The organism is Shewanella sp. Actino-trap-3 (genome assembly GCF_002836275.1).
Lineage (GTDB): Bacteria > Pseudomonadota > Gammaproteobacteria > Enterobacterales > Shewanellaceae > Shewanella > Shewanella psychromarinicola.
Window position 1 is genome coordinate 3966553 of sequence record NZ_PJCE01000001.1, and the last position, 23213, is coordinate 3989765.

The window sequence follows — 23213 nt, forward strand, 5'->3', positions numbered from 1 at the left end:
ACCACTCAAAAGCAGTACGGCTCAATATAGCTCAATTAATTCAGGGTGTGGTTTAGTGGTGGCGAGTTATTGCTGGTTGAATTTGGCGAATGGTTGACCCATACGCGTGGTTTCACCTGGTTCGACACCATCAGCAAATGTTGCAATGGCATCTTGCGCAAATAACATCACCACAGTGCTGCCTAGTTTAAAACGACCCATTTCAGCGCCTTTTTCTAAGGTAACCGCTTCTGGGCCTGTGGTTGGATAGTCCCAGCTAAACACTTGCTTACCACCTGGTGGGGTCACTGTACCGGACCAAATTGTTTCAATACTGGCTACAATTGTTGCACCTACCAGTACCATTGCAAGTGGGCCTGCTTCGGTTTCAAAAATAGCCACCACACGTTCATTACGGGCAAATAGTCCGGGCACATTTTGAGCCGTAAGAGGATTAACCGAGAATAAATCGCCTGGCACATAAGTCATTTTTGATAATGTACCTGTGATTGGCATGTGGATCCGGTGGTAATCTTTTGGAGCCAAGTAAATAGTGGCAAAATCGCCATCATCAAAACGTGCAGCATCATTCTTATCACCCCCTAATAATGCTTCGGTCGTATAACTGTGACCTTTGGCTTGGAAAATGTTGCGAGCGTCAATTGAACCACATTGACTTATCGCCCCATCAACCGGGTGCGCCATGAAATGGCTGTCTTGGCAGATAGGTCGCAGTTGAGGCTTTAATGCCCGGGTAAAAAAGGCATTGAAGGTTTTGTAGGCTTCGGGCTCAGGTTGCAATGCTTCTGACATATCAACTTTGTATTGTTTGATAAACCATTTAATCCCTGCCGTGGTGATAACGCCTACTTCTGCAGCGGCAAATTTGCCCACTAAGCGCGACAGAAAGTGTTTTGGCAACATGTATTGCAAAGCAATTTTAATTGAGTCCAATGTGTTTCCCTTTTCTCTCATCTGGTTGAACGATATAGTTTTATTCTACAGCCTACTATTTCTACAGCCTAGTCTTTATAAAGAGTATTAGGCATACAGAATATTATTCATCAATTGCACGGAAATGTCGTGCATGACGTTGTTCATCTAAACTGGCAATAATACGTTGATAATTACTAAAACGGTCTTTGGTTATTTTTCCATCAGCTAATGCTTGCTGTAAAGCACAACCTGGGTCGTCGCCATGTTTACAATCGCGAAACTTACATGTTCCTAAAAAATCTCTAAATTCGATAAAACACCAACCAACCCTGATGGCATCTAAATGCCATAATGCAAATTCGCGTATACCAGGTGAATCAATTAAATCACCCCCGCTGATAAAATGCAGTAACTTGGCCGTGGTGGTCGTGTGTTGACCTAAACCTGAGTTATCGGACACATCGCCAATTAATAGTTCAGCTTCTGGCATTAAAGCATTGATTAAGGAAGACTTTCCAACTCCTGATTGACCAGCGAAAACACTGACTTTGTTATTGAGTAAATCTTTAATGTCATCTACGCCTTCGCCTGTGTGGCTACTGATCCGATAAACCGGATAACCAATATCTTGGTAGCGTGTCAAAGCTCGTTCGATTTCATCACGATTGGTATCATCTAATAAATCAATTTTGTTCAGAATGATGATAGGTCGAATATCGGTATCTTCAGAAGCCACTAGATATCGATCAATAATTTGGGTGGTAAAGCTAGGCAAAACCGATGACACAATTAAGATTTGATCGATGTTGGCGGCAATAATTTTTACGCCGTCGTATAAATCTGGTCGAGTTAAAGAAGATTTTCGTGGGTGAACGGCTACGACAATACCACCGATACTGGAGCCGGATTGGACTTCAGTCGCGAGTCTTACCACGACTTTATCACCCGTGACTAAACTGGTGACCGCGCGACGAATATTACATCGCGATACCATACCGTTTGCAGTTTCAATATCGGCATGCTGACCAAAGCGAGAAATAACCACACCAGCTTGCTCAGGACCTAACAGATTGTCCTGTAACTCGGCATGTTGAGTGTTATCGTCATTGCGCTTTAATCGCTTAGTCTGATTAGCGCGCATTCGGCGTAATTGGCCCTGACTTAGGGGTTTCTTTTTACTCACAGGCTTATCTTCATTAAATAGGTGTTTTTTTGTGTGTCAAAAAAACAGTATGATACACACTCTTTTATAAAAATGCCTGAATTTAGGCGACAGATAACATAAGGCGGCATAAATGGCTGTTGATGCGAATAATCTAATTTGGGTTGATTTGGAAATGACAGGCTTAGAACCCGCTGTGGATCGAGTTATTGAAATTGCCACCTTAGTGACCGACCAAGACCTTAATATCATTGCTCAAGGCCCTGTACTAGCGATTTACCAAACCGATGCTGCTCTAGCAGGCATGGATGATTGGAACCAAAAACATCACGGCCAGTCAGGATTAATTGACCGTGTGCGCGCCAGTAAATGTTCTGAACAAGATGCGATAACACAAACGATTGATTTTTTATCTCAGTACGTGCCTAAAGGCGCATCGCCAATGTGCGGCAACAGTATTGGTCAAGATCGTCGCTTTATGAATAAGTACATGTCGGAGCTTGAAGAGTATTTTCATTATCGCAATATCGATGTGAGTACCATCAAAGAGTTGGTTCGTCGTTGGAGCCCTGAAACAATGAATGGCTTCAGTAAGAAAAATACTCATCAAGCATTAGAAGATATCAAAGAGTCTATTGCTGAAATGCAGTTTTATCGCACAGAAGTATTTAAAATTTAACCAATTGAACAATTTTTTTAAAAAAGGGGGTTGCAGCGTAGTAAAATTTACCTATAATGCGGCCTCAACTTTCTACAGAGCGCCAAACTCTGAGTCATAGAAAGTTGTATTGAAATTTGAAAGTATGCGACATTAGCTCAGTTGGTAGAGCGATACCTTGCCAAGGTATAGGTCATCAGTTCGAACCTGATATGTCGCTCCAAATTTCTGTATGATTTTAAAAGAAAGTGAAATATGTGCGACATTAGCTCAGTTGAGTTAATTGTAAGAGTCGATACCAATCTTGTTCCAAGGTATAGGTCATCAGTTCGAACCCCTCTTTATTTATAAAGAAGGTCGCTCCAAATTTCTGTTAGATTTTAAAAGAAAGCGAAAAGTGTGCGACATTAGCTCAGTTGGTAGAGCGATACCTTGCCAAGGTATAGGTCATCAGTTCGAACCTGATATGTCGCTCCAAATTTCTGTATGATTTTAAAATAAAGTGAAATATGTGCGACATTAGCTCAGTTGGTAGAGCGATACCTTGCCAAGGTATAGGTCATCAGTTCGAACCTGATATGTCGCTCCAAATTTCAACATGATTTTGTAATGCCAAGGTATAGGTCATCAGTTCGAACCCCTCTTTATTTATAAAGAAGGTCGCTCCAATTTTCTACATGATTTTGATAGTACGCAACATTATCTCAGTTGCGCTTTTAGAAAATGCGATACCTTTTTGTTTGCCAAGCTAGACGTCATAAAGCGGTCATCAGTTCGAACCACTTTTTATTTATAAAGAAACGTCGCTCCAAATCACTTCCTTTGTTAAAAATCCTTGTAAACATTCCCTAAATTTTATCTAAATTAGCTCAGTTGCGTTTTTAGAAAATGCAATACCTCTTGGTTTGCCAAGCGAGAAGTCATAACAGCGTCATCAGTTCGAACCATTGTTTATGACGGGAAGGTCGTTTAACACTCCTTCATAAAACAACCTTATCGTCTTCACCACTTCACTCGTTATGCATTGACACTCAATTCATTTTTAACAATACCTGCTTAACTCGGTTCATTTTCAAGCGTTGTTAAGGCAAATTGATTTCTAATCAACCAAACAAGTGATCTAGCACTCACTTCTTTATGGATCTCTAAAGTAATGGTCTACTTGTGAAGTAAAACATGACATTGTTCAAATCATTTACAGTGATTATCTTTGATAATCAACTTAAGATAAATTTCCTAAGATGCTAGGGCGTTAAACGAGGTGAGTGTTATGCGGATCCAACAGCTAAGTGAGCTACTTGATTATGTTGCTAATTGCCATCTCGACATGGAGAAACTGTATAAGCGTTTAGATCGTAATGCGGATTCTACTCGCGTTAAAATGATGCTGACGTATTTCCAGCAACACCAGAGGCACATATACGAGACTTTAGAGCGTTATATTGACGATGCACCCTCAAGAATATTAAATACTTGGTATAAAGACATTACCTTTGAAGACTTTAGTAAACGTTGCATTGAAACATCATTCCCCGCCAATATGGATGAGAGTCAAGTGCTTGAGTTACATCTGGATTTGGAAAATCGCTTAATCGCGTTACTTGAAAAAACAGCTATTAGTAGCCCAACCGATGAAATTAGAAATACATTAATGGACTTAGTGCGAGTGGCACAAACTCAACAAAAACGTTTAGTTCACAGCACAATTCGTATGGATGACATTTAAACGACGCATTGAAACTTTGACATAACTTCCTGAAGTGTTAATTTGCCAGCTATTCCCAGTAGCTGGCTTTTTTTATTAACAAAAAATAACCGCATAACAATGGGAGTTCCCCGGTAACTTCTGGTATATTTAGCATTCTTATAACTCTTTTTAATAGATATAGACCTAAAACATGGCATCTCTGGTTAAAATCCTTGAAAATGAACAAGCTACAGTTATGCTTGGGCAACAAATTGCTCAGTGGATTGTACCTCCTTTAACGATTTATCTCACTGGGGACTTAGGCGCTGGTAAAACGACGTTTAGTCGAGGCATTATCCAAAGTTTGGGTCATCAAGGCGCGGTAAAAAGTCCGACTTATACTCTGGTAGAACCCTATGAATTTAACGATATGGATGTGTTTCATTTTGACCTATATCGATTAGCCGACCCAGAGGAACTTGAATATATGGGTATCCGTGATTATTTTACGGATCGAAGCGTCTGTCTAGTTGAATGGCCTGATAATGGTCATGGATTACTCCCTGGGGCTGACATCCAAGTGCATTTGCGTTATAAAGAATCTCAAAGACAAATTGAATTACAAGCCTTATCCCCAGCAGGACAGGCAATTTTAAATAAAATAAAATAAAATCAAATAATAATGACTTTAAAAAATACGTTTTTTACCACTGTACTTTACATGCTGTTGTTTTTGCTGCCTAACGTGGTTTGGGCGGCCAATCAACTTGATAGCGTGCGTATTTGGGCTGCTCCAGAATCGACGCGAGTGGTGTTTGATTTAACTCAAGCGCCCAAATATGACAGTTTTACCTTAACCGGCCCTCATCGTTTGGTGGTCGATATTCAAGATACTGGCGCTAAAATTAATTTAGATAAAATAGCCAACAACAGTAAAATTATTAAAAAAATCCGTTTTAGTTCTCCGCCTAGAAAAGGCATATTGCGTCTTGTTATGGACTTATCGAAACCGGTAAAATCAAGTTTATTTACTTTGCCGCCAACAGCACCTTACGGAAACCGTTTAGTGGTCGACTTAGAGGACTCCGATGGTGGGTCGTCAGCAGTGCAAACGGTTAGTCGATCTTCTAATCAGTCAGCTCGAGACATTATTGTTGCCATTGATGCTGGTCACGGAGGGGAAGACCCTGGCTCAATTGGGCCTTCTGGTATGCATGAAAAGCGTGTGGTACTTGAAATTGCTAAGCGCCTAGCGCGTAAAGTGGATTCAACGCCAGGTATGCGCGCTGTAATGACACGCAGTGGTGATTATTTTGTTAATTTGAATAAACGCTCTGAATTAGCGCGCAATAGTAAAGCGGATTTATTGATATCTATCCACGCCGATGCCTTTACTTCACCACAACCTAACGGTGCTTCCGTTTGGATCTTGTCAATGCGCCGAGCCAATAGTGAAATTGGTCGATGGTTAGAGCAAAAAGAGAAACACTCAGAGTTGTTAGGCGGTGCTGGTGAGATCATTCAAAACACCGATAGTGAACAATATTTAGCAATGACTTTACTTGATATGTCGATGAACAGTTCGATGGCGATAAGTCATTCTATCGCGGGTGATATTCTTAGCGATTTAGGTTCTATTACCCACTTACACAAAAGAAAGCCTGAATCAGCAAGCTTTGCAGTGCTTAAGTCTCCTGATATTCCATCTCTTTTAGTTGAAACCGGCTTTATCTCTAACCCAGGTGAAGAGCGGTTATTGTCTAATGGAAATCATCAACAAAAGCTTGCAAATGCTATTTACAAAGGCGTGTTACGTTATTTTCAGAGTAATCCGCCAGCCGATACTTTATTGGCTAAAACATTAAATATGAAACACAGTGTTAAACGTGGTGAGTCTCTATCCATTATCGCCCAGCGTTACAGTGTGTCGATCAGTAGTCTAAAAAGTGTGAATAATCTTAAATCAGACGTTGTTCGTATTGGACAAACACTTGTGATCCCTAGGACATAATATGGTCATTCAACTGCTACCTCCTCAACTTGCAAACCAAATCGCAGCCGGTGAAGTAGTTGAACGTCCGGCTTCGGTGGTCAAAGAACTGGTTGAAAATAGTCTTGATGCTGGTGCCACTAGAGTTGATATAGATATCGACAAAGGGGGAAGCAAGCTTATTCGTATTCGCGATAACGGTGCGGGCATCCCTAAAGATGAGTTAGCCTTGGCTCTATCGCGTCATGCTACCTCAAAAGTACATACACTAGATGACCTAGAAGCTATTTTAAGCTTTGGTTTTCGAGGTGAAGCTTTGGCCAGCATTAGCTCAGTGTCTCGGTTAACTTTAACCTCAAAAACCGCTGAACAATCTGAAGCTTGGCAGGCCTTTGCTGAAGGCTCGCAAATGGACGTTAAGGTCACGCCTGCCGCACATCCGCAAGGCTCAACGATTGAAGTGGTGGATTTATTTTTTAATACTCCCGCAAGACGTCGTTTTTTAAAAAGCGACAAAACGGAATTTACCCATATTGATGAGTGGTTAAAACGGATTGCGATTGTTCGCAACGATATTCACTTTACCTTGACACATAATGGTAAATTAGTTCGCCAGTATCGACCTGCCAATACCGAGATCCAGACCCAGCAACGATTAGCTCAAATTTGTGGGAAAGCCTTTGCAGAACAGGCGTTGAGCATTGAGTGTGAACATGATGGTTTATTATTAAGTGGTTATTTACAATCACCACATGACAGTGTCATCACAGATACCAGCTTTTTTTATGTCAATGGACGATTAATCAGAGATCGTCTGGTTAATCACGCCGTAAAACAAGCTTTTGCTGAATATGGCATTGAGCATCAGCCGGGATATGTGCTGATGTTATCGCTTGATCCACACCAAGTTGATGTGAATGTACACCCAGCCAAGCACGAAGTGCGTTTTCATCAATCTCGTTATGTACATGACTTTATTCTACAAACGGTACAGTCAGCGTTAGTGCAAATGCCTGTATTGTCTTTGCCTGATGTTGAATTACATCACCATGATAATGTCGCACCGATGCACACAGAGTCAACCTTGTTGCATAATGCCAATATTGTCGACACCACTGAAGACGCCTTTACACTTAATCATGAGCCTGACAAGGCGATTAACAGTGTTAGCCCATTCGGTTCGATGCATGTTCCGGGAAAGAATAATGACTTATCTGGTGGCTATTCAGCTGCAATTAAGCCTAGTTATGATAAAAAGCCCACCATTGCATCTTCCTCTGGGGTCAATAAGACGGCCATTGCCAATTATGGACATTTGCTGCATACCCCGATGAATACCCCAGTATCATATGTTAATGAAGTGACGACTCAAGTTGCAATGCCGCCCATATTAGCGGGTGAGCATTGGGTTATTTGTAAAGATGATAAGCTGTCATTACTGCCAATAAAACAGGTGTTGTTGACAGTGAGAAAGGAAGAGGCTGCAGCCAAGTTTGTTAATGGTTTAGTGTCTCAGCCATTATTAATGCCAGTGTCTATTGCAGCAGATTTGGATTGGACAGAAACATTAGTAATACGTGATCTGTTACTGCGCCAAATGGGTATTGAATTAACAATTCGCTTCCAACAGTTGATAATTAAAAAAGTGCCCCCATATTTGAGGGAAAGCCAACTTGCTATTGTGATCCCTGAGTTACTACAATGGATACAATTAGAACAACCGAAAGACAGTGCTATTGTGGCTTGGCTTGCACAACAAAGTTTATCGCAATTTGAGCCCGCGCCAGCCTTATGGCAGCGATTTTGTTCACTTGACGAAGAAACTAAACAAATTTGTTATGACCAAGAACACATATTGCCTTGGCACAATTGGATGAAAGATTATTAACGTGAACAGTGTCGATAAGCCAAAAGTGATTTTTTTAATGGGGCCCACCGCCTCAGGCAAAACGGCACTAGCCATTGAAATGGCGACGCAACATAATTGTGAGATTATCTCAGTCGATTCAGCATTGATTTATCGTGATATGGATATAGGGTCTGCTAAACCGAGTTTGCAAGAACTGCAATTAGCGCCGCATAAATTAATTGATATTCTTGATCCTAGCGAAAGTTATTCTGCGGCAGATTTTCGCCGTGATGCTTTATTGGCCATAGAAGACATTGTTAGCCGAGGTAAGACGCCTTTACTCGTGGGTGGTACCATGATGTACTTTAAGGCATTGTTAGAAGGTTTGTCACCTTTACCCGGTGCTGATGACGGCATTAGGCAGCAAATATTAGCTCAAGCTCAAACCCAAGGTTGGGACGCGCTGCATCAAGAGTTGTGTGACATTGATCCCGTCGCAGGAGAAAGAATTCATCCTAACGATCCACAACGATTGTCGCGAGCACTAGAGGTATATCGGATCAGTGGTAAAACAATGACTGAATTGACTCAAACGAAGTCAGCCGCTTTGCCGTATGATGTAGTGCAATTTGCTATTGCACCAACCGACAGAAAAATTTTACATCAATTAATCGCTAAACGCTTTAATATGATGTTAGAACAAGGTTTTATCGAAGAAGTTGCGCGCTTAAAAGCTCGTAACGATTTGCATTTAGAGCTACCGTCTATGCGTTGTGTTGGTTACAGACAGTGCTGGCAGTACCTAGATAATGAATTTGATCATACGACCATGGTCGAAAAAGCTACTGCAGCCACTAGGCAATTGGCCAAACGTCAATTAACATGGTTGAGGAGTTGGCCCGATTTACAGTGGCTTGAAAGTGGTGCAGAAGGAAATTTAGTTACGCTTATGCAACAAAGCAACTAGCTAATTTGGCGTTGCTGTATAATACTAAAACTAAACAATAAAACTTAATTCAACATATTTATAAAATAAAAAAAGGAAATTGAAATGGCTAAGGGGCAATCTTTACAAGACCCATTTTTGAACGCATTGCGTCGAGAGCGTGTACCCGTCTCTATCTATTTAGTGAATGGTATCAAATTACAAGGCCAAGTTGAGTCGTTTGATCAATTTGTTATCTTGTTGAAAAATACGGTAAGCCAAATGGTTTACAAACACGCTATTTCAACAGTCGTACCAGCACGCCCATTTAACGTTTCTGCTCACCAAGGTACTGCCAATGGTGAAGAAAGTGATGTTGAATAATTGAAAAGGAATATAATTTTTGTTTGATCGTTATGAAGCGGGTGAAACAGCTGTATTGGTTCATATAGACTTTTCTGATGAAGAGCGTCGAGAAGATCTTATTGAGTTACAGTTGTTAGTTGAATCTGCTGGTGCTCGCTCTATTGGGGTGATTACTGGCAGCAGACGTTCGCCGGATCGTAAGTTTTTTATTGGTACCGGTAAAGCTGAAGAATTGGCTGCTATGGTCGCTGCTACTGAGGCCAATGTAGTTATTTTTAATCATGCATTGAGCCCTGCTCAAGAACGTAATCTTGAATTGGTATGTCAGTGTCGAGTATTAGACCGAACGACACTTATTCTTGATATTTTTGCTCAACGAGCAAGAACTCATGAAGGTAAGTTGCAAGTGGAGCTAGCGCAATTGCGCCACATGTCGACACGCTTAATTCGAGGTTGGACTCATTTAGAGCGACAAAAAGGTGGTATCGGGATGCGAGGGCCGGGTGAAACTCAGCTTGAAACAGACCGACGTTTATTACGAGGCCGGATCAAGAATATTAATCGTCGCCTTGATAAAGTGGATAAACAACGTGAGCAAAGCCGCCGAGCTCGTAAGCGCAGTGACTTAGCGACAGTGTCTTTAGTGGGTTATACCAACGCGGGTAAATCGACATTATTTAATGCGTTAACGTCATCGGACGTTTATGCTGCCGATCAGTTATTTGCAACATTGGATCCGACGCTACGTAAGTTATCATTACCTGATGGTGCGGTAATTTTAGCGGATACTGTTGGGTTTATTCGTCATTTACCTCATGACCTTGTTGCGGCATTTAAGGCCACATTACAAGAAACTCGACAAGCAGAAATTCTTTTACATGTCGTTGATTGTGCAGATGAAAATATGGCTGAAAATTTTGACCAAGTACAAAATGTATTGGAAGAAATTGATGCAGATGAGATTCCTCAATTAGTAGTATGTAACAAGATTGATTTACTTGAAAATTTCGCGCCCCGTATCGATTACGGTGAAGACGGTAAACCTGATAGGGTTTGGGTCTCTGCGCAAAAACGCATTGGATTTGATTTGCTGCTTAAAGCTATAACCGAATTAATCGGTCAAGTTATTTGCGAGCTTACATTGAAAATACCTGCATCAGCAGGACATTATCTTGGCCAGTTTTATCGGCTAGATGCAATACAGCAGAAAGAGTATGACGATCTGGGGAACTGTATTTTGTCTGTTCGTTTATCGGAGGCCGATTGGCGCCGATTAGCTAAACAGAGTCAGGGGGAATTAGAGGCATTTATTTTTGAATCTTCAGAAGTAGACACCTCTTGTTAATCTCATTTATTTCATCCAATTATGGAGTGCTAAATGGCTTGGAATGAGCCCGGTAACAAGGGGAACAAAGACCCTTGGGGAAATAAAGGTGGTAACGATAAAGGGCCACCGGATCTTGACGAAGTCTTTCGTAACCTATCAAAACGTTTTGGTGGCAAGGGGGGCAATAGCGCCTCAGGTCTACCATTTAATTCATCTTTATTGATTGTATTTGTCGTTATTGCCTTAATTATTTGGGCATTGTCGGGTTTATACACGGTTAAAGAAGCTGAGCGTGGTGTGTTACTTCGTTTTGGTGATCACATCGGTGAAGTGAGTTCCGGTTTACATTGGAAAGCCACTTTTATTGATGAAGTGATTACCGTCGACGTGGAAACGGTCCGTTCGATTCCAGCATCTGGCAGAATGCTGACATCTGATGAAAACGTCGTGAATGTTGAACTCGTGATTCAATATAGCGTATCAGATGCTTATTCATATTTATTCAGTGCTGTTGATGCCAATTCGAGTTTAAGTGAAGCGACCGATAGTGCGTTGCGTTATGTCATTGGCCATAATCGTATGGATGACATTTTAACCACTGGACGTGATGGTATTCGTCGTGATACTTGGACAGAGTTAGAGCGTATTATTGAGCCGTATAAACTAGGCTTAAAAGTTCGTGACGTTAACTTTTTACCCGCTCGTCCTCCAGAAGAAGTGAAAGATGCATTTGATGATGCTATTTCAGCTCAGGAAGATCAACAACGCTTTATTCGCGAAGCTGAAGCCTATGCGCGTGAAATTGAACCTAAAGCGCGTGGCCAAGTAGAACGAATGACACAGCAAGCTAGTGCTTATAAACAGCGTGAAGTTCTTGAAGCTCAAGGTAAAGTCGCTCGATTTGAGAAGTTATTACCTGAGTATAAAGCTGCGCCTGATGTGACCCGTAATCGTTTATACATTAATGCGATGCAATCCGTGCTGGCTGATACTAATAAAGTACTCATTGACACGAAGAATAGCGGTAATTTAATGTATTTACCTTTGGATAAACTGATGGATTCTTCTAAGAATCCGCGCAATCAAGTACAACCTGAGACGGAGCGTCACATTAATTCGGGATCAGGTGATGGTGTCAATACGCCTATTACGAGCATGTCGTCTGATGGTCGTCTCAGCCGCGAAGATCGTCTTCGCCAAGGGAGGAACTAACAATGGGTAGATTAGCTCTGATCATTCTTGTGGTCATTTTAGGGGTTGGTTTTTCATCTATGATGGTGGTAAACGAAGGCGAACGCGCAATTGTAGCCCGCTTTGGTAAAGTCCTTAAAGATGAAGACGTCACAAAGGTATTTGCTCCAGGCCTTCACTTTAAATTACCCGTAGTGGATAAAGTGCGCTATATGGATGCTCGTATCCAGACATTGGACGGTGCAGCGGATCGTTTTGTTACTTCTGAAAAGAAAGACTTAATGGTCGACTCCTATGTTAAGTGGCGTATTCGTGATTTTAAAACGTATTATCTTTCTACCAATGGCGGTGTTAAAGCCAATGCAGAAAGTTTATTACAAGCCAAAATCAGTAACGATTTACGCACTGAATTTGGTCGCCGGACGATCAAGGAAATTGTGTCAGGTAAACGCGATGAATTGCAAAACGATGCATTAGAAAATGCTTCTGAAAGTGCTCAGAGTCTTGGCATTGAAGTGGTTGATGTACGTGTTAAGCAAATTAATTTACCTGCTAATGTCAGTATCAGTATTTATCAACGTATGCGCGCCGAACGCCAAGCTGTGGCGAAAGAGCACCGTGCAGAAGGTAAAGAGCAAGCTGAGATTATTCGCGCGACTGTTGATGCGAATGTCACGGTTAAGATTGCTGAAGCTGAGCGTAACGCCTTGACCGTTCGTGGTGAAGGTGATGCATTATCGGCAAAAATCTATGCTGATACTTACGGTAAAGATCCTGAGTTTTATAGCTTTTTACGTAGCTTAGAAGCCTACAAAGAAAGTTTTTCCGGCAAAAATGACATTATGGTGTTAGAACCTGAAGGCGATTTCTTCAAATACATGAAATCATCTAGCGGAAAATAGCGTTGATATTTTTTTAGCCTAAAAAAAGCTCGGTTTTTACCGAGCTTTTTTATGTCTGTAATTTGAATTTAGTTTTGCAAAAAACTTTGGTAAATGACAATAGTAAAGCTTTGAGACGTTTTTTACTGTCTAATGTCGATAAATTGCTGATTTAACTAAGTGTTAACGCGGTTTTTTTTACTAATTAAGTTGCTGCTAATTGTTGCGGGACGGTTGATTTATATGCGATTTTGAAAAAAATGTTAATATCCTCAACATAGATGTATGTTTTCACTATGATCTGGTTCTAATTTTTCGCTATAATGAGCACCGCCTCAAACTATGATTTTAGCGTTTTACCTTTTTGGTCGCTAAAGTATTGAAATATAAAAATTCCAACACCCTCTGGGAGATAAGTGGATGAGCAATGCGCCAGTCGATACCGGACGTCGCAGATTCCTGACAGCCGCAACCGCCGTAGTAGGTGGTGCTGGTGCTGTCGCTGTAGCGGTTCCTTTCATCAAGTCATGGAATCCGAGTGCCAAGGCGAAAGCTGCAGGTGCGCCGGTCGAAGTAAATATTAGTAAAGTAGAACCAGGTCAGTTAATTCGTGTCGAATGGCGTGGAAAACCGGTTTGGGTCGTTCGTCGTACAGAAGCTGTGCTAAATAATCTTAAAACATTAGACAGTCAATTACGCGATCCTGCTTCTTTAGAATTACAGCAACCAGAATATGCAACTAACCCTGCTCGTTCTATTAAGCCTGAATTCTTTATTGCAGTCGGTATTTGTACTCACTTAGGTTGTTCGCCAACTTATCTGCCTGATTCATTCGGTGAGCAGGTTGAAGGCGTGACATCTGGTTTCTTCTGTCCTTGTCATGGTTCTAAATTTGACATGGCTGGTCGGGTATTCCAGGGTGTTCCTGCACCATTAAACCTAGTGGTCCCACCGCACAAATATATCGGTGATGCTAACGTTATCATCGGTGTAGACACAGGAGCGGCGTAATGGTTAAGAATTTAATTGATTGGATTGATGCACGCATCCCAATGACGGCAACTTATAACCGTCATGTGGGTCAGTATGCGACACCAAAGAACTTTAACTTTTGGTATTTCTTTGGTTCATTAGCATTATTAGTATTAGTTAACCAGTTACTGACAGGTATTTGGTTAACCATGAATTACGTACCTACAGCAGAAGGTGCGTTTGCTTCTGTTGAATACATAATGCGTGATGTTGATTACGGCTGGTTACTTCGTTATATGCACTCTACCGGTGCATCGGCGTTTTTCTTTGTGATCTATATGCACATGTTCCGTGGGGTAATTTACGGTTCTTATCAAAAACCAAGAGAGCTCTTATGGCTATTTGGTATGTTGATTTTCCTTGTGCTGATGGCTGAAGCATTCATGGGTTACTTACTGCCTTGGGGACAAATGTCTTACTGGGGCGCGCAGGTCATTATCTCTTTGTTTGGTGCCATTCCTATTATTGGTGATGACCTAACATTGTGGATCCGTGGTGACTACGTTATTTCTGGCGCAACATTAAACCGTTTCTTCGCACTGCATGTTATTGCGTTACCACTTGTATTGGTTGTGTTGGTGTTCTTACACCTAATTGCATTACATGAAGTGGGTTCGAATAACCCAGACGGCGTCGAGATTAAAAAGAATAAAGATGAGAACGGATGGCCCATTGATGGTATTCCATTCCACCCTTATTACACTGTAAAAGATATTATGGGTGTAGCTGGTTTCTTGATCGTGTTCTGTTATGTGCTGTTCTTTATGCCTGAAGGCGGTGGTTATTTCCTTGAAAAGCCAAACTTTGAAGCGGCTAATCCAATGAAGACCCCTGATCACATAGCGCCGGTTTGGTACTTCACACCCTTCTATGCCATTTTGCGTGCAATTCCTGATAAGTTAATCGGTGTTGTTGCAATGGGTCTGTCGATTGCTGTGCTGTTTATTCTGCCTTGGCTTGATCGTTGTAAAGTGAAGTCTATCCGCTACCGTAGTTTGACTCACAAGATCAACATTGCACAATTTACTGTGTCGTTCATCATTCTTGGTTATTTAGGTGTCGTTCCTGCAACGCCTGAGTTAACTATAGCGGCACGTGTATTCACTTTCACTTATTTTGGTTTCTTTGTAGCCTTATGGTTCTACAGTAAAAATGAGAAAACAAAAGAAGTGCCAACGAGGGTGACACACTAATGAAAAAGTTATTAATTGCATTAGTTACATTACTGCCATCTCTCGCAATGGCAGCAAGTGGACATGGTGTTCATTTAGAAAGCGCTAACGTTGATTTACATGATAAAGCGTCATTAGAGCGTGGTGTGGATTTATTCCAACATTACTGCTCTGGATGTCACAGCACGCAATACCAACGCTATGAGCGTGTTGCCACTGACTTAGGCATCTCTAACGATGATATGCGTAACAAGTACATGTTCACCAATGCTAAAATCGGTGATCTAATGGAAAATGCCATTCCTACTGCAGATGCGGCTAAATGGTTTGGTGCTGCGCCTCCAGATTTAACGTTAGTTGCTCGTGTACGTGGAGCTGATTGGGTATATTCTTACCTAAAAGGTTTCTATGCCGATGAAACTCGTCCATTTGGTGCCAACAATACCGTGTTCCCATTAGTGGGTATGCCACATGTTTTACAAGACCTGCAAGGTCTTGCAACTCCTCATTATGAAAAGAAAGTAATCGACGGTGTTGAAACGATGGAATTAGTAGGTCTAAACCCTGCTACTGGTGGCAAAATGAGTGCAGAAGAATACGACCAAGCGGTGCGTGATATCACCGGTTTCTTAGTCTATTCTGCTGAACCTGTTCAGTTAGAGCGTGAAGCTTTAGGCTGGTGGGTACTTGGATTCCTGTTTATTTTCTTCATCATTGCTTATTTGTTGAAGAAAGAATACTGGAAAGATGTACACTAGCCATCAATAACGGTTAATATACACCATCCGCATATTGTAAACGGGGGGCTTAGCCCCCTCGTTTGTTTTGTTTTTTTTAGTTTCTGGAGGGTATCAATGGCTGTTGCTGCCAACAAGCGCTCTATCATGACACTTTTTTCTGGTGCCGATGATTTATATAGTCACCAAGTACGTATCGTATTGGCTGAAAAAGGGGTTACCGTTGATGTTTTACAGGTAGACCCAAGTGAGATGCCTGAAGATTTACTTGAAGTAAATCCATACAACTCAGTACCGACCTTAGTTGATCGTGAGCTAGTGTTGTACGAATCACGCATTATTATGGAATATTTGGATGAGCGTTTTCCACATCCTCCATTAATGCCTGTATACCCAGTATCTCGCGGCCAAAGCCGTTTAATGATGCACAGAATCGACACTGACTGGTATGCGCTTGTAGAGCGTATCCGTAAAGGTGAAAAAGCTGATGCTGCGCGTAAAGAGTTAACTGAAAGCTTGATTGCTCTAGCGCCAGTATTTGCTGAAATGCCATACTTCATGAGCGAAGAGTTTGGTTTATCTGATTGTTACTTAGGCCCATTATTATGGCGTCTACCAGTATTAGGTATTCACTTAGATCCTCGTACATCGAAAGATATCAGTGCTTATATGACCCGTATTTTTGAACGTGAATCATTTAAGGCATCGTTAACTGAGGCTGAGCGCGAAATGCGCATGGGCATGTAATGAAACCAATAACAGCTAATCGTCCATATTTGTTGCGTGCTTACTATGAGTGGTTGATGGATAACCATTTGACGCCACACGTAGTTGTGGATGCATTTGTTAACGGTACGCAAGTTCCACAGCAATTTGTCAAAGACGGTCAAATCGTCCTGAATATTGCCACCGGAGCTGTGTCTAATCTTCACATGTCCAACGATGCTGTTGAGTTTAATGCACGTTTTGGTGGTGTACCACAAAATGTCTATTTACCTATGGCATCTATCGTCGCCGTTTATGCACGTGAAAACGGCGCTGGCACGGTGTTTGATATGGAAGATGCGTACATGATCGAAGGTGAAGATGATGATTTATCATCTGTACCACCATCAATGAAATCTGTTGATGATACTTCGACATTGCCACCATCGCCTAAATCGACGGATCCAGATGATAAAGCTAAGCGTAAAAACCATTTAACTGTGGTGAAGTAACGATTAGTTATCAGCACATAAAACCAGTCGCAAGGCTGGTTTTTTTTAAACTAAAATTGATGTGCCACAAAAAATTTATAACTAAGTGGAACCCATAATGTTGTTGATGATTGATAATTATGATTCTTTTACGTTTAACTTAGTACAGTACTTCCAAGCGCTTGGGCAACAGATACTGGTTAAGCGAAATGATGACATCACCATTGAACAAATTGAAGCATTAGCACCGACTCATTTAATCATTTCTCCCGGTCCGTGTACTCCAAATGAAGCGGGTATTTCACTTGCGGCGATTAAACACTTTGCGGGTAAAATTCCCATTCTGGGTGTCTGTTTAGGACATCAAGCTATCGCCCAAGTGTTTGGCGTTGACGTTATACGTGCAAAACGTGTTATGCACGGTAAAACCAGCTTGATTGAACATAATCAACAGGGATTATTTTTTCAGTTAGCACTTCCGCTGCAGGTGACTCGCTATCATTCATTGTTGATTAATCATGTTCCCAATGGCTTTAGGCTGGATGCGTGGTTTGATGACCCAATTTATGGTCGTGAAATTATGGCAATGAGCCATGCTGATTTAGGTATTTACAGTGTTCAGTTTCATCCTGAGTCTATATTGACTCAGCAAGGTCATGAACTATTGGATAACTTTTTACATCTATAAAGTGTTATTCACAGTCTATTTTTAGGTTGATAATCACTTATTCTGTTACAACTTCTGCAACCAATCTGGCTAAAGTCACGCGGCAATTATGCTATAAATAGCGCTTAAAAATAATAAAAGGGATGATCATGACAAGCTTTATGCGAAACATTGCGCTGAGTGCACTTTCTTTGGCCATAATGAGTGGCTGTGCCGCCACGGATAATAACAATACCTCTGCTATCGTAACCCCCAGCGCAAGTGCATTGACCGTACCATTAGCACCGCCTCCAAAAGCCCAGCAGCCGTTGACACTTAATCAAATTATGGCCAATCCAGATTGGATGGGAATCTTTGCTCAAGGAGCTTATTGGAGCGATGACAGTCAATCGATATATTTCAGTCGCCAAGCACATCAATCTCCGGTCCGTGATTTTTATCAACAAGCTATTGGACAGTCTGAGGCAAACAAACTTGCACTCAATCAGCTACACCTTGCCGATCAACGTAATGGCGTATTCGATCAGGCAAAGACTCAAAAAGCCTATATTTATCAAGGTAACGTATTTGTAAAAGACTTATCAAATGGTGAAATAAAGCAAATTACCCGTCAAAATGATGCCATTAATGGGGTGCGTTTTTTAAAGGGTGGCGACCTTGCATTCTGGCAAGGTAATAATATTTTTCGGGTGCACCAGTCTAGCGGGCTAATGGAACAAATTGCCGCCATCCAAATAGAAAACGAACCTAAAGCGACGCAAGCACCCAGTAGCTTTATCGCTAAGCAACAGCACAGATTAATTAACTATGTTGCCAGGGAACATGATAACAGTGTCACACGTGATGAATACCGTGACTCATTGGCTAAAGCCGATCCTACGTTTTCAGCTAAACCTTGGTATTTAGGTGATGCCGAAGTGGTTTCAGAAATGAGCTTGTCACCTGATGGACGTTACGTGATATTGGCATTGACTGATAAAAATTATGATTGGCGTGCAGAACACGACATTATGCCCAATTATTTGGGCCAAGAGGGTTATGTCGTTCCCGTGCCTTCTCGTGCTCGAGTGGCTGAAGATGTCTTTCCTGGACAACGTTTAGTGCTACTTGATCTTGTTGAACACAATAAAAAAGACATTACCATCGAAGGTCTAACAGGTTTTGATCAAGACGTACTGGCAAGTGTCAAAACTGAAAATGCTAAGGCCCAAGGCAAAAGCTATAAAAGCGAAAAAGCACCACGTTTAGTCCAGTTAATGCAAGATTGGGAATGGAGTCAGAGTGCAATTCAGTGGCATGAGTCTGACGATAAATTATTAGTGATGCTGGAAGCCGTTGACAACAAAGATCGCTGGATCGCCAGTGTTGATCTTCAAAAAGGCAAGCTGATAACCGAACACCGATTACATGATGATGCTTGGGTAAATTATAATTTTAATCAATTTGGTTGGATAACCGGTACCGATAGCATGTACTACTTATCTGAAGAGTCTGGTTTTTCTCAGCTATATATCAAAACAGCCTCTAATGAAGTAACAGCCTTAACTAATGGCCAATTTGTGGTTGATAATGTGACTTTATCACCCGATGCAAAACATCTTTATTATCGTGCCAATAAAGACCACCCAGGTAGCTATAATGTTTACCGTGTAGAGATTGCCAGCGGCAAAACAGAACAACTGACTCAGTGGTTAGGCACATTGGATTACAGCTTAAGCCCTGATGGGCAATCACTGTTATTAACGGCTTCTTCTGCTGTGCACCCTGATGAGCTATACATTCAATCTATTGGTGGCGAAATTAGCCAATTAACCCATTATACCAGCACAGCGTTTACACAATATCCTTGGCAAGCACCGCAAATAGTCACAGTACCTTCAAGCCATGGCGCGGGGCAAATTTACGCCCGGGTTTATTTGCCACAAGATTATGATCCTCAACAAGCTGATAAATATCCAGCCGTGGTGTTTAACCATGGCGCCGGTTATTTACAAAATGCTCATTATGGTTTTTCAGGCTACTTCCGTGAATTTATGTTCAATAACTTACTTACCCAACAAGGCTATGTGGTGATGGACATGGATTATCGAGGTTCAAAAGGTTATGGACGTGACTGGCGTACGTCAATTTATCGTAATATGGGTCATCCTGAAGTTGAAGATTTGATAGACGGTGTGGCTTGGATGGCGAAAAATGCTAACGTTGATAGCAAACGTGTTGGCACTTATGGTGGTTCATACGGCGGATTTCTCACCTTTATGGCGCTGTTTAATGAACCTGAGTTATTCCAAGCAGGGGCCGCATTACGCCCTGTAACAGACTGGGCCCATTATAATGCGCCGTACACGTCAAATATTTTAAATACGCCTGACGTTGATCCTATCGCCTATGAGCGTAGCTCACCGATAGAATATGCTCAAGGTTTACAGAAGCCATTACTGATCATGAGTGGTGTAGTAGATGACAACGTATTTTTTCAAGATAGTGTGCGCATGGTTCAACGTCTGATTGAATTAGAAAAACCGATGTTTGAAATGGCAATCTATCCGGTTGAGCCGCATGGATTTAAGCAAGCTTCAAGTTGGTTAGACCAGTATCGTCGTATTTATAAATTGTTTGATCAAGAACTTAACTAATCGGCTCTGGATTCAAAAACACAAATAAATATCGATTATGGCTTCCTTTGAGAAGCCATAATTTTTATGATTAAGCGATAAAAACAGTAAAAGGCAATGTGAGTGGCAATATCAATAGCAGGTGGAGTTCGGCCCGGGAAAGTCATCGAGATTGAGCGCCGGCTCTATACACAACTGATTGTGGGTAAGCACAAAGCCAATGCTATGCCTGATGAGTTGAGCGTTGAGTTAGAACAGAGCGCCAATAAGCTTGATATTGAGCGTCAAGCATTAAAAGTGCGCCTCGAAAAACAAGCTAAAGAAAAAAATGTATATCTTGAGGTGTCTGCACAGTTAACCCATACGGTTAATCATGCGATAGAGCATCAATTAGCGCATCCACAAATGGTATTAGAGGCTTCGGGAATTAGTGAAAGCCAAATTTTACTGCTCGATTTATTATTACATTCAGACCTTAACATTAATCGACTTCGACCCATTATTGGAAGTATTAGCTGGTTATCTCGTGATTTAATCAATTTAATTAACAGTCCGGCATCAGGTCACCGACGGCCCAAACATACCGATGTGCAAGTGACTGACATTAAGCTGGTGCTTAACTATATCGGGATTGAGAACTTACGCTTACTGATCCCTTATTTTTGCTTACGTCATTGGTTACCTTCAGGTAATGCTAACTTATTGTGGATAACCAGAAAGCTAAGGCGATATAGCATGGTAAGTGCCATTGCGGCGCAAACGTTAGCTGAGTTACATAATGAAGCGCCGAGTTTGGCTTATAGCTGTGCCTTAATGTATCAATTTTCTACCTCCATCATACTCAGCCAAAGTGGGCATATGTTTGATAACACTTGGGGGACATGGCTCAGAGAGGCCAGTCACAGTGGCGAAAAACAAGTTTACGATGCCATTATGGCAACTGATTTTCCTGCGCAAGCGGTGTTAGATCAAGTGATACAACATAGCCATCGTTTAAATTGGCAATTGCTGACATTACTTAAATTTGAAGACTCTCCGATAACCTTAGTATTAAAAGAGTTAGATCACGATTACCATTTCACCGAGTTGTCAGCTGATGCCGCGATAGTGGCTAAGGCCAGTTGTTATGCCAAAGTGCTTTTGTTAGAAGAGCAACAACAAATCGATCCACAAGAAAAGCGAATTATGTTTGATTATTATCAATTTTCAGATCAAGAATTAATTCGGCTTAAAGGGCAAAATTTTCGTAAGCTTGATTTACTTTAAACCGACTATCTCTGTCATAGTTGGAAATGTTAAATCTGTGTAATTATTCACTTTTGATGAATAGCCACACAAAATCGAGTCAAATAAGTTTTTTTATGACTAGTTATGCTCCATACCCCTGAATAAGCGCATTGTTTAGGCATGTTTTTTAAATCTTTATGCACAATGCCAAGCAAGCCTGCACAAGTTAATTGTACTGAACTGGTATTTTGATCACATTTTCGCTAATAATGTCGCATAAATAATACAAACTTCCGCTAATGAACTAACAGAATATAAAGCAAACAGCGGAAACAGCGGCTTTGAAGCCGTTTACAACCTGAAGGATAAAATGCAATGAGTGTAGAAATGAATCTAACCCGTGCCCAATTTGATGAAGTTATGGTGCCTAATTATGCGCCTGCCGCGGTTATTCCTGTACGCGGTAAAGGTAGCCGAGTGTGGGATCAAGAAGGCAAAGAATTCATCGATTTCGCTGGTGGTATTGCAGTAAATTGTTTAGGTCATTGTCACCCTGCTTTAGTGTCTGCATTAAAAGAGCAGAGCGAAAAGTTATGGCATTTATCAAACGTAATGACTAACGAGCCAGCGCTTGAATTAGCCACAAAGTTAGTTAATGCCACTTTTGCTGAGCGGGTATATTTTGCTAACTCAGGTGCTGAAGCGAATGAAGCCGCCTTAAAATTGGCTCGTCGTTATGCACTAGACAACCATAGTGCTGATAAAGATCAAATCATCGCATTTGATAAAGCGTTCCATGGCCGTACATTCTTTACGGTAACCGTAGGCGGACAAGCTGCTTATTCTGACGGTTTTGGCCCTAAGCCACAAAGTATTACCCACGTGCCTTTTAATGATATCGCTGCACTTGAAGCGGTTATTTCTGATAAGACTTGTGCCATCATGCTTGAACCTCTTCAAGGTGAAGGCGGGATTATCGACGGTGATCCTGAGTTCTTAAAAGCGGTACGTCGTTTAGCCGATAAGCACGACGCATTAGTGATTTTTGATGAAGTACAAACGGGCGTAGGCCGAACCGGTGAGCTATTTGCTTACATGGGTACTGATATCGTGCCTGATATTTTAACCAGTGCCAAAGCGCTAGGCGGTGGCTTCCCTATCGCCGCAATGCTAACAACAGCAAAAATCGCCGCTCACTTTAAAATCGGTACTCATGGTTCTACTTATGGCGGCAACCCACTGGCTTGTGCTGTAGGAAATGCGGTAATGAATGTGGTTAATACCAAAGAAGTACTGGACGGTGTTAAACATCGCGAACAGCTATTTCGTGATGGTTTAGCGGCAATTAATGCCAAATACAACGTATTTAGTGAAGTGCGTGGTAAAGGCTTGTTAATTGGTGCGGTATTAAATGAGCAATATGAAGGTCGTAGTCGGGAGTTTTTGTTAGCCTCAGTTGCTGAAGGCTTAATGAGTTTGATGGCCGGTGCAAACGTTGTGCGTTTTGCTCCTTCATTAGTGATCCCAGAAGCTGATATCGCAGAAGGCTTATTGCGTTTTGAACGCGCTGTAGCAAAAGTGGTTGCAGGTTAATTAGCAAAAAGTGCACCCCCAGC

21 protein-coding genes and 3 tRNA genes are annotated in these 23213 nt (G+C 41.5%); 22 read left to right on the plus strand and 2 right to left on the minus strand.

The features are described 5' to 3' along the window. Nucleotides 1–66: 66 nt before the first annotated feature. Both asd and rsgA read right to left on the minus strand, forming a co-directional pair. Nucleotides 67–933, minus strand: a complete 867-nt coding sequence (asd, locus tag CXF80_RS17235) for an archaetidylserine decarboxylase (RefSeq protein ID WP_101034150.1) — start codon at nucleotides 931–933, stop codon at nucleotides 67–69. Nucleotides 934–1036: 103 nt separating this feature from the next. Then, nucleotides 1037–2098: a small ribosomal subunit biogenesis GTPase RsgA gene (rsgA, locus tag CXF80_RS17240; RefSeq protein WP_101034151.1), complete on the minus strand. Its 1062-nt coding sequence runs from the start codon at nucleotides 2096–2098 to the stop codon at nucleotides 1037–1039. Nucleotides 2099–2210: 112 nt separating this feature from the next. Between rsgA and orn the strand changes: the two genes are divergently transcribed. The 22 genes from orn (at nucleotide 2211) to CXF80_RS17355 (ending at nucleotide 23190) form a co-directional block, all read left to right on the plus strand. After that, on the plus strand, nucleotides 2211–2756 hold the full coding sequence (orn, locus tag CXF80_RS17245) for an oligoribonuclease (protein WP_101034152.1): 546 nt from the start codon (nucleotides 2211–2213) through the stop codon (nucleotides 2754–2756). A 126-nt stretch (nucleotides 2757–2882) separates the two neighbouring features. Next, a tRNA-Gly gene (locus tag CXF80_RS17250) sits at nucleotides 2883–2958 on the plus strand. A gap of 178 nt (nucleotides 2959–3136) precedes the next feature. Further along, nucleotides 3137–3212 (plus strand) — tRNA-Gly (locus CXF80_RS17255). A gap of 36 nt (nucleotides 3213–3248) precedes the next feature. After that, nucleotides 3249–3324 (plus strand) — tRNA-Gly (locus tag CXF80_RS17260). A gap of 681 nt (nucleotides 3325–4005) precedes the next feature. After that, nucleotides 4006–4461: a hypothetical protein gene (locus tag CXF80_RS17265; RefSeq protein ID WP_101034153.1), complete on the plus strand. Its 456-nt coding sequence runs from the start codon at nucleotides 4006–4008 to the stop codon at nucleotides 4459–4461. A gap of 172 nt (nucleotides 4462–4633) precedes the next feature. Continuing rightward, a complete protein-coding gene (gene tsaE / locus CXF80_RS17275) occupies nucleotides 4634–5092 on the plus strand; it encodes a tRNA (adenosine(37)-N6)-threonylcarbamoyltransferase complex ATPase subunit type 1 TsaE (RefSeq protein ID WP_101034155.1) in 459 nt (152 codons plus the stop codon). 12 nt (nucleotides 5093–5104) lie between these two features. Next, entirely contained in the window at nucleotides 5105–6433 is a 1329-nt protein-coding gene (locus CXF80_RS17280) for an N-acetylmuramoyl-L-alanine amidase (RefSeq protein ID WP_101034156.1), read from the plus strand. Between the two features lies 1 nt (nucleotide 6434). Further along, a complete protein-coding gene (gene mutL / locus CXF80_RS17285; RefSeq protein WP_101034157.1) occupies nucleotides 6435–8300 on the plus strand; it encodes a DNA mismatch repair endonuclease MutL in 1866 nt (621 codons plus the stop codon). Between the two features lies 1 nt (nucleotide 8301). Next, a complete protein-coding gene (miaA, locus tag CXF80_RS17290) occupies nucleotides 8302–9228 on the plus strand; it encodes a tRNA (adenosine(37)-N6)-dimethylallyltransferase MiaA (RefSeq protein WP_101034158.1) in 927 nt (308 codons plus the stop codon). A gap of 84 nt (nucleotides 9229–9312) precedes the next feature. After that, on the plus strand, nucleotides 9313–9570 hold the full coding sequence (gene hfq / locus CXF80_RS17295) for an RNA chaperone Hfq (RefSeq protein WP_101034159.1): 258 nt from the start codon (nucleotides 9313–9315) through the stop codon (nucleotides 9568–9570). A 19-nt stretch (nucleotides 9571–9589) separates the two neighbouring features. Next, nucleotides 9590–10897, plus strand: a complete 1308-nt coding sequence (hflX, locus tag CXF80_RS17300; protein WP_101034160.1) for a ribosome rescue GTPase HflX — start codon at nucleotides 9590–9592, stop codon at nucleotides 10895–10897. 33 nt (nucleotides 10898–10930) lie between these two features. Next, nucleotides 10931–12091 carry an FtsH protease activity modulator HflK gene (hflK, locus tag CXF80_RS17305; RefSeq protein ID WP_101034161.1) on the plus strand — a complete coding sequence of 387 codons (1161 nt, stop codon included), beginning with the start codon at nucleotides 10931–10933 and terminating at the stop codon, nucleotides 12089–12091. A 2-nt stretch (nucleotides 12092–12093) separates the two neighbouring features. Further along, entirely contained in the window at nucleotides 12094–12972 is an 879-nt protein-coding gene (gene hflC / locus CXF80_RS17310; RefSeq protein ID WP_101034162.1) for a protease modulator HflC, read from the plus strand. Between the two features lie 399 nt (nucleotides 12973–13371). After that, a complete protein-coding gene (gene petA / locus CXF80_RS17315) occupies nucleotides 13372–13962 on the plus strand; it encodes a ubiquinol-cytochrome c reductase iron-sulfur subunit (RefSeq protein ID WP_101034163.1) in 591 nt (196 codons plus the stop codon). Further along, a complete protein-coding gene (locus CXF80_RS17320; RefSeq protein WP_101034164.1) occupies nucleotides 13962–15176 on the plus strand; it encodes a cytochrome b in 1215 nt (404 codons plus the stop codon). The genes petA and CXF80_RS17320 overlap by 1 nt, the downstream gene beginning before the upstream one ends. Next, the gene (locus CXF80_RS17325) at nucleotides 15176–15913 is read left to right on the plus strand and encodes a cytochrome c1 (protein WP_101034165.1); all 738 of its coding nucleotides are present in this window, start codon (nucleotides 15176–15178) and stop codon (nucleotides 15911–15913) included. Before CXF80_RS17320 ends, CXF80_RS17325 begins: the two co-directional genes overlap by 1 nt. Nucleotides 15914–16009: 96 nt before the next feature. Then, on the plus strand, nucleotides 16010–16639 hold the full coding sequence (gene sspA, locus CXF80_RS17330) for a stringent starvation protein SspA (RefSeq protein WP_101034166.1): 630 nt from the start codon (nucleotides 16010–16012) through the stop codon (nucleotides 16637–16639). Next, nucleotides 16639–17109, plus strand: a complete 471-nt coding sequence (locus CXF80_RS17335; protein ID WP_101034167.1) for a ClpXP protease specificity-enhancing factor — start codon at nucleotides 16639–16641, stop codon at nucleotides 17107–17109. Before sspA ends, CXF80_RS17335 begins: the two co-directional genes overlap by 1 nt. A gap of 97 nt (nucleotides 17110–17206) precedes the next feature. Continuing rightward, nucleotides 17207–17776 carry an aminodeoxychorismate/anthranilate synthase component II gene (locus CXF80_RS17340; RefSeq protein WP_101034168.1) on the plus strand — a complete coding sequence of 190 codons (570 nt, stop codon included), beginning with the start codon at nucleotides 17207–17209 and terminating at the stop codon, nucleotides 17774–17776. A gap of 128 nt (nucleotides 17777–17904) precedes the next feature. Then, nucleotides 17905–20391, plus strand: coding sequence for a S9 family peptidase (locus tag CXF80_RS17345; RefSeq protein WP_101034169.1), 2487 nt, complete (start codon nucleotides 17905–17907; stop codon nucleotides 20389–20391). Nucleotides 20392–20493: 102 nt separating this feature from the next. Then, the gene (locus CXF80_RS17350) at nucleotides 20494–21636 is read left to right on the plus strand and encodes an HDOD domain-containing protein (protein ID WP_101034170.1); all 1143 of its coding nucleotides are present in this window, start codon (nucleotides 20494–20496) and stop codon (nucleotides 21634–21636) included. 336 nt (nucleotides 21637–21972) lie between these two features. Beyond that, complete coding sequence (locus CXF80_RS17355; RefSeq protein ID WP_101034171.1) at nucleotides 21973–23190, plus strand: aspartate aminotransferase family protein; 1218 nt, start codon at nucleotides 21973–21975, stop codon at nucleotides 23188–23190. The last annotated feature ends 23 nt before the right edge of the window (nucleotides 23191–23213 follow it).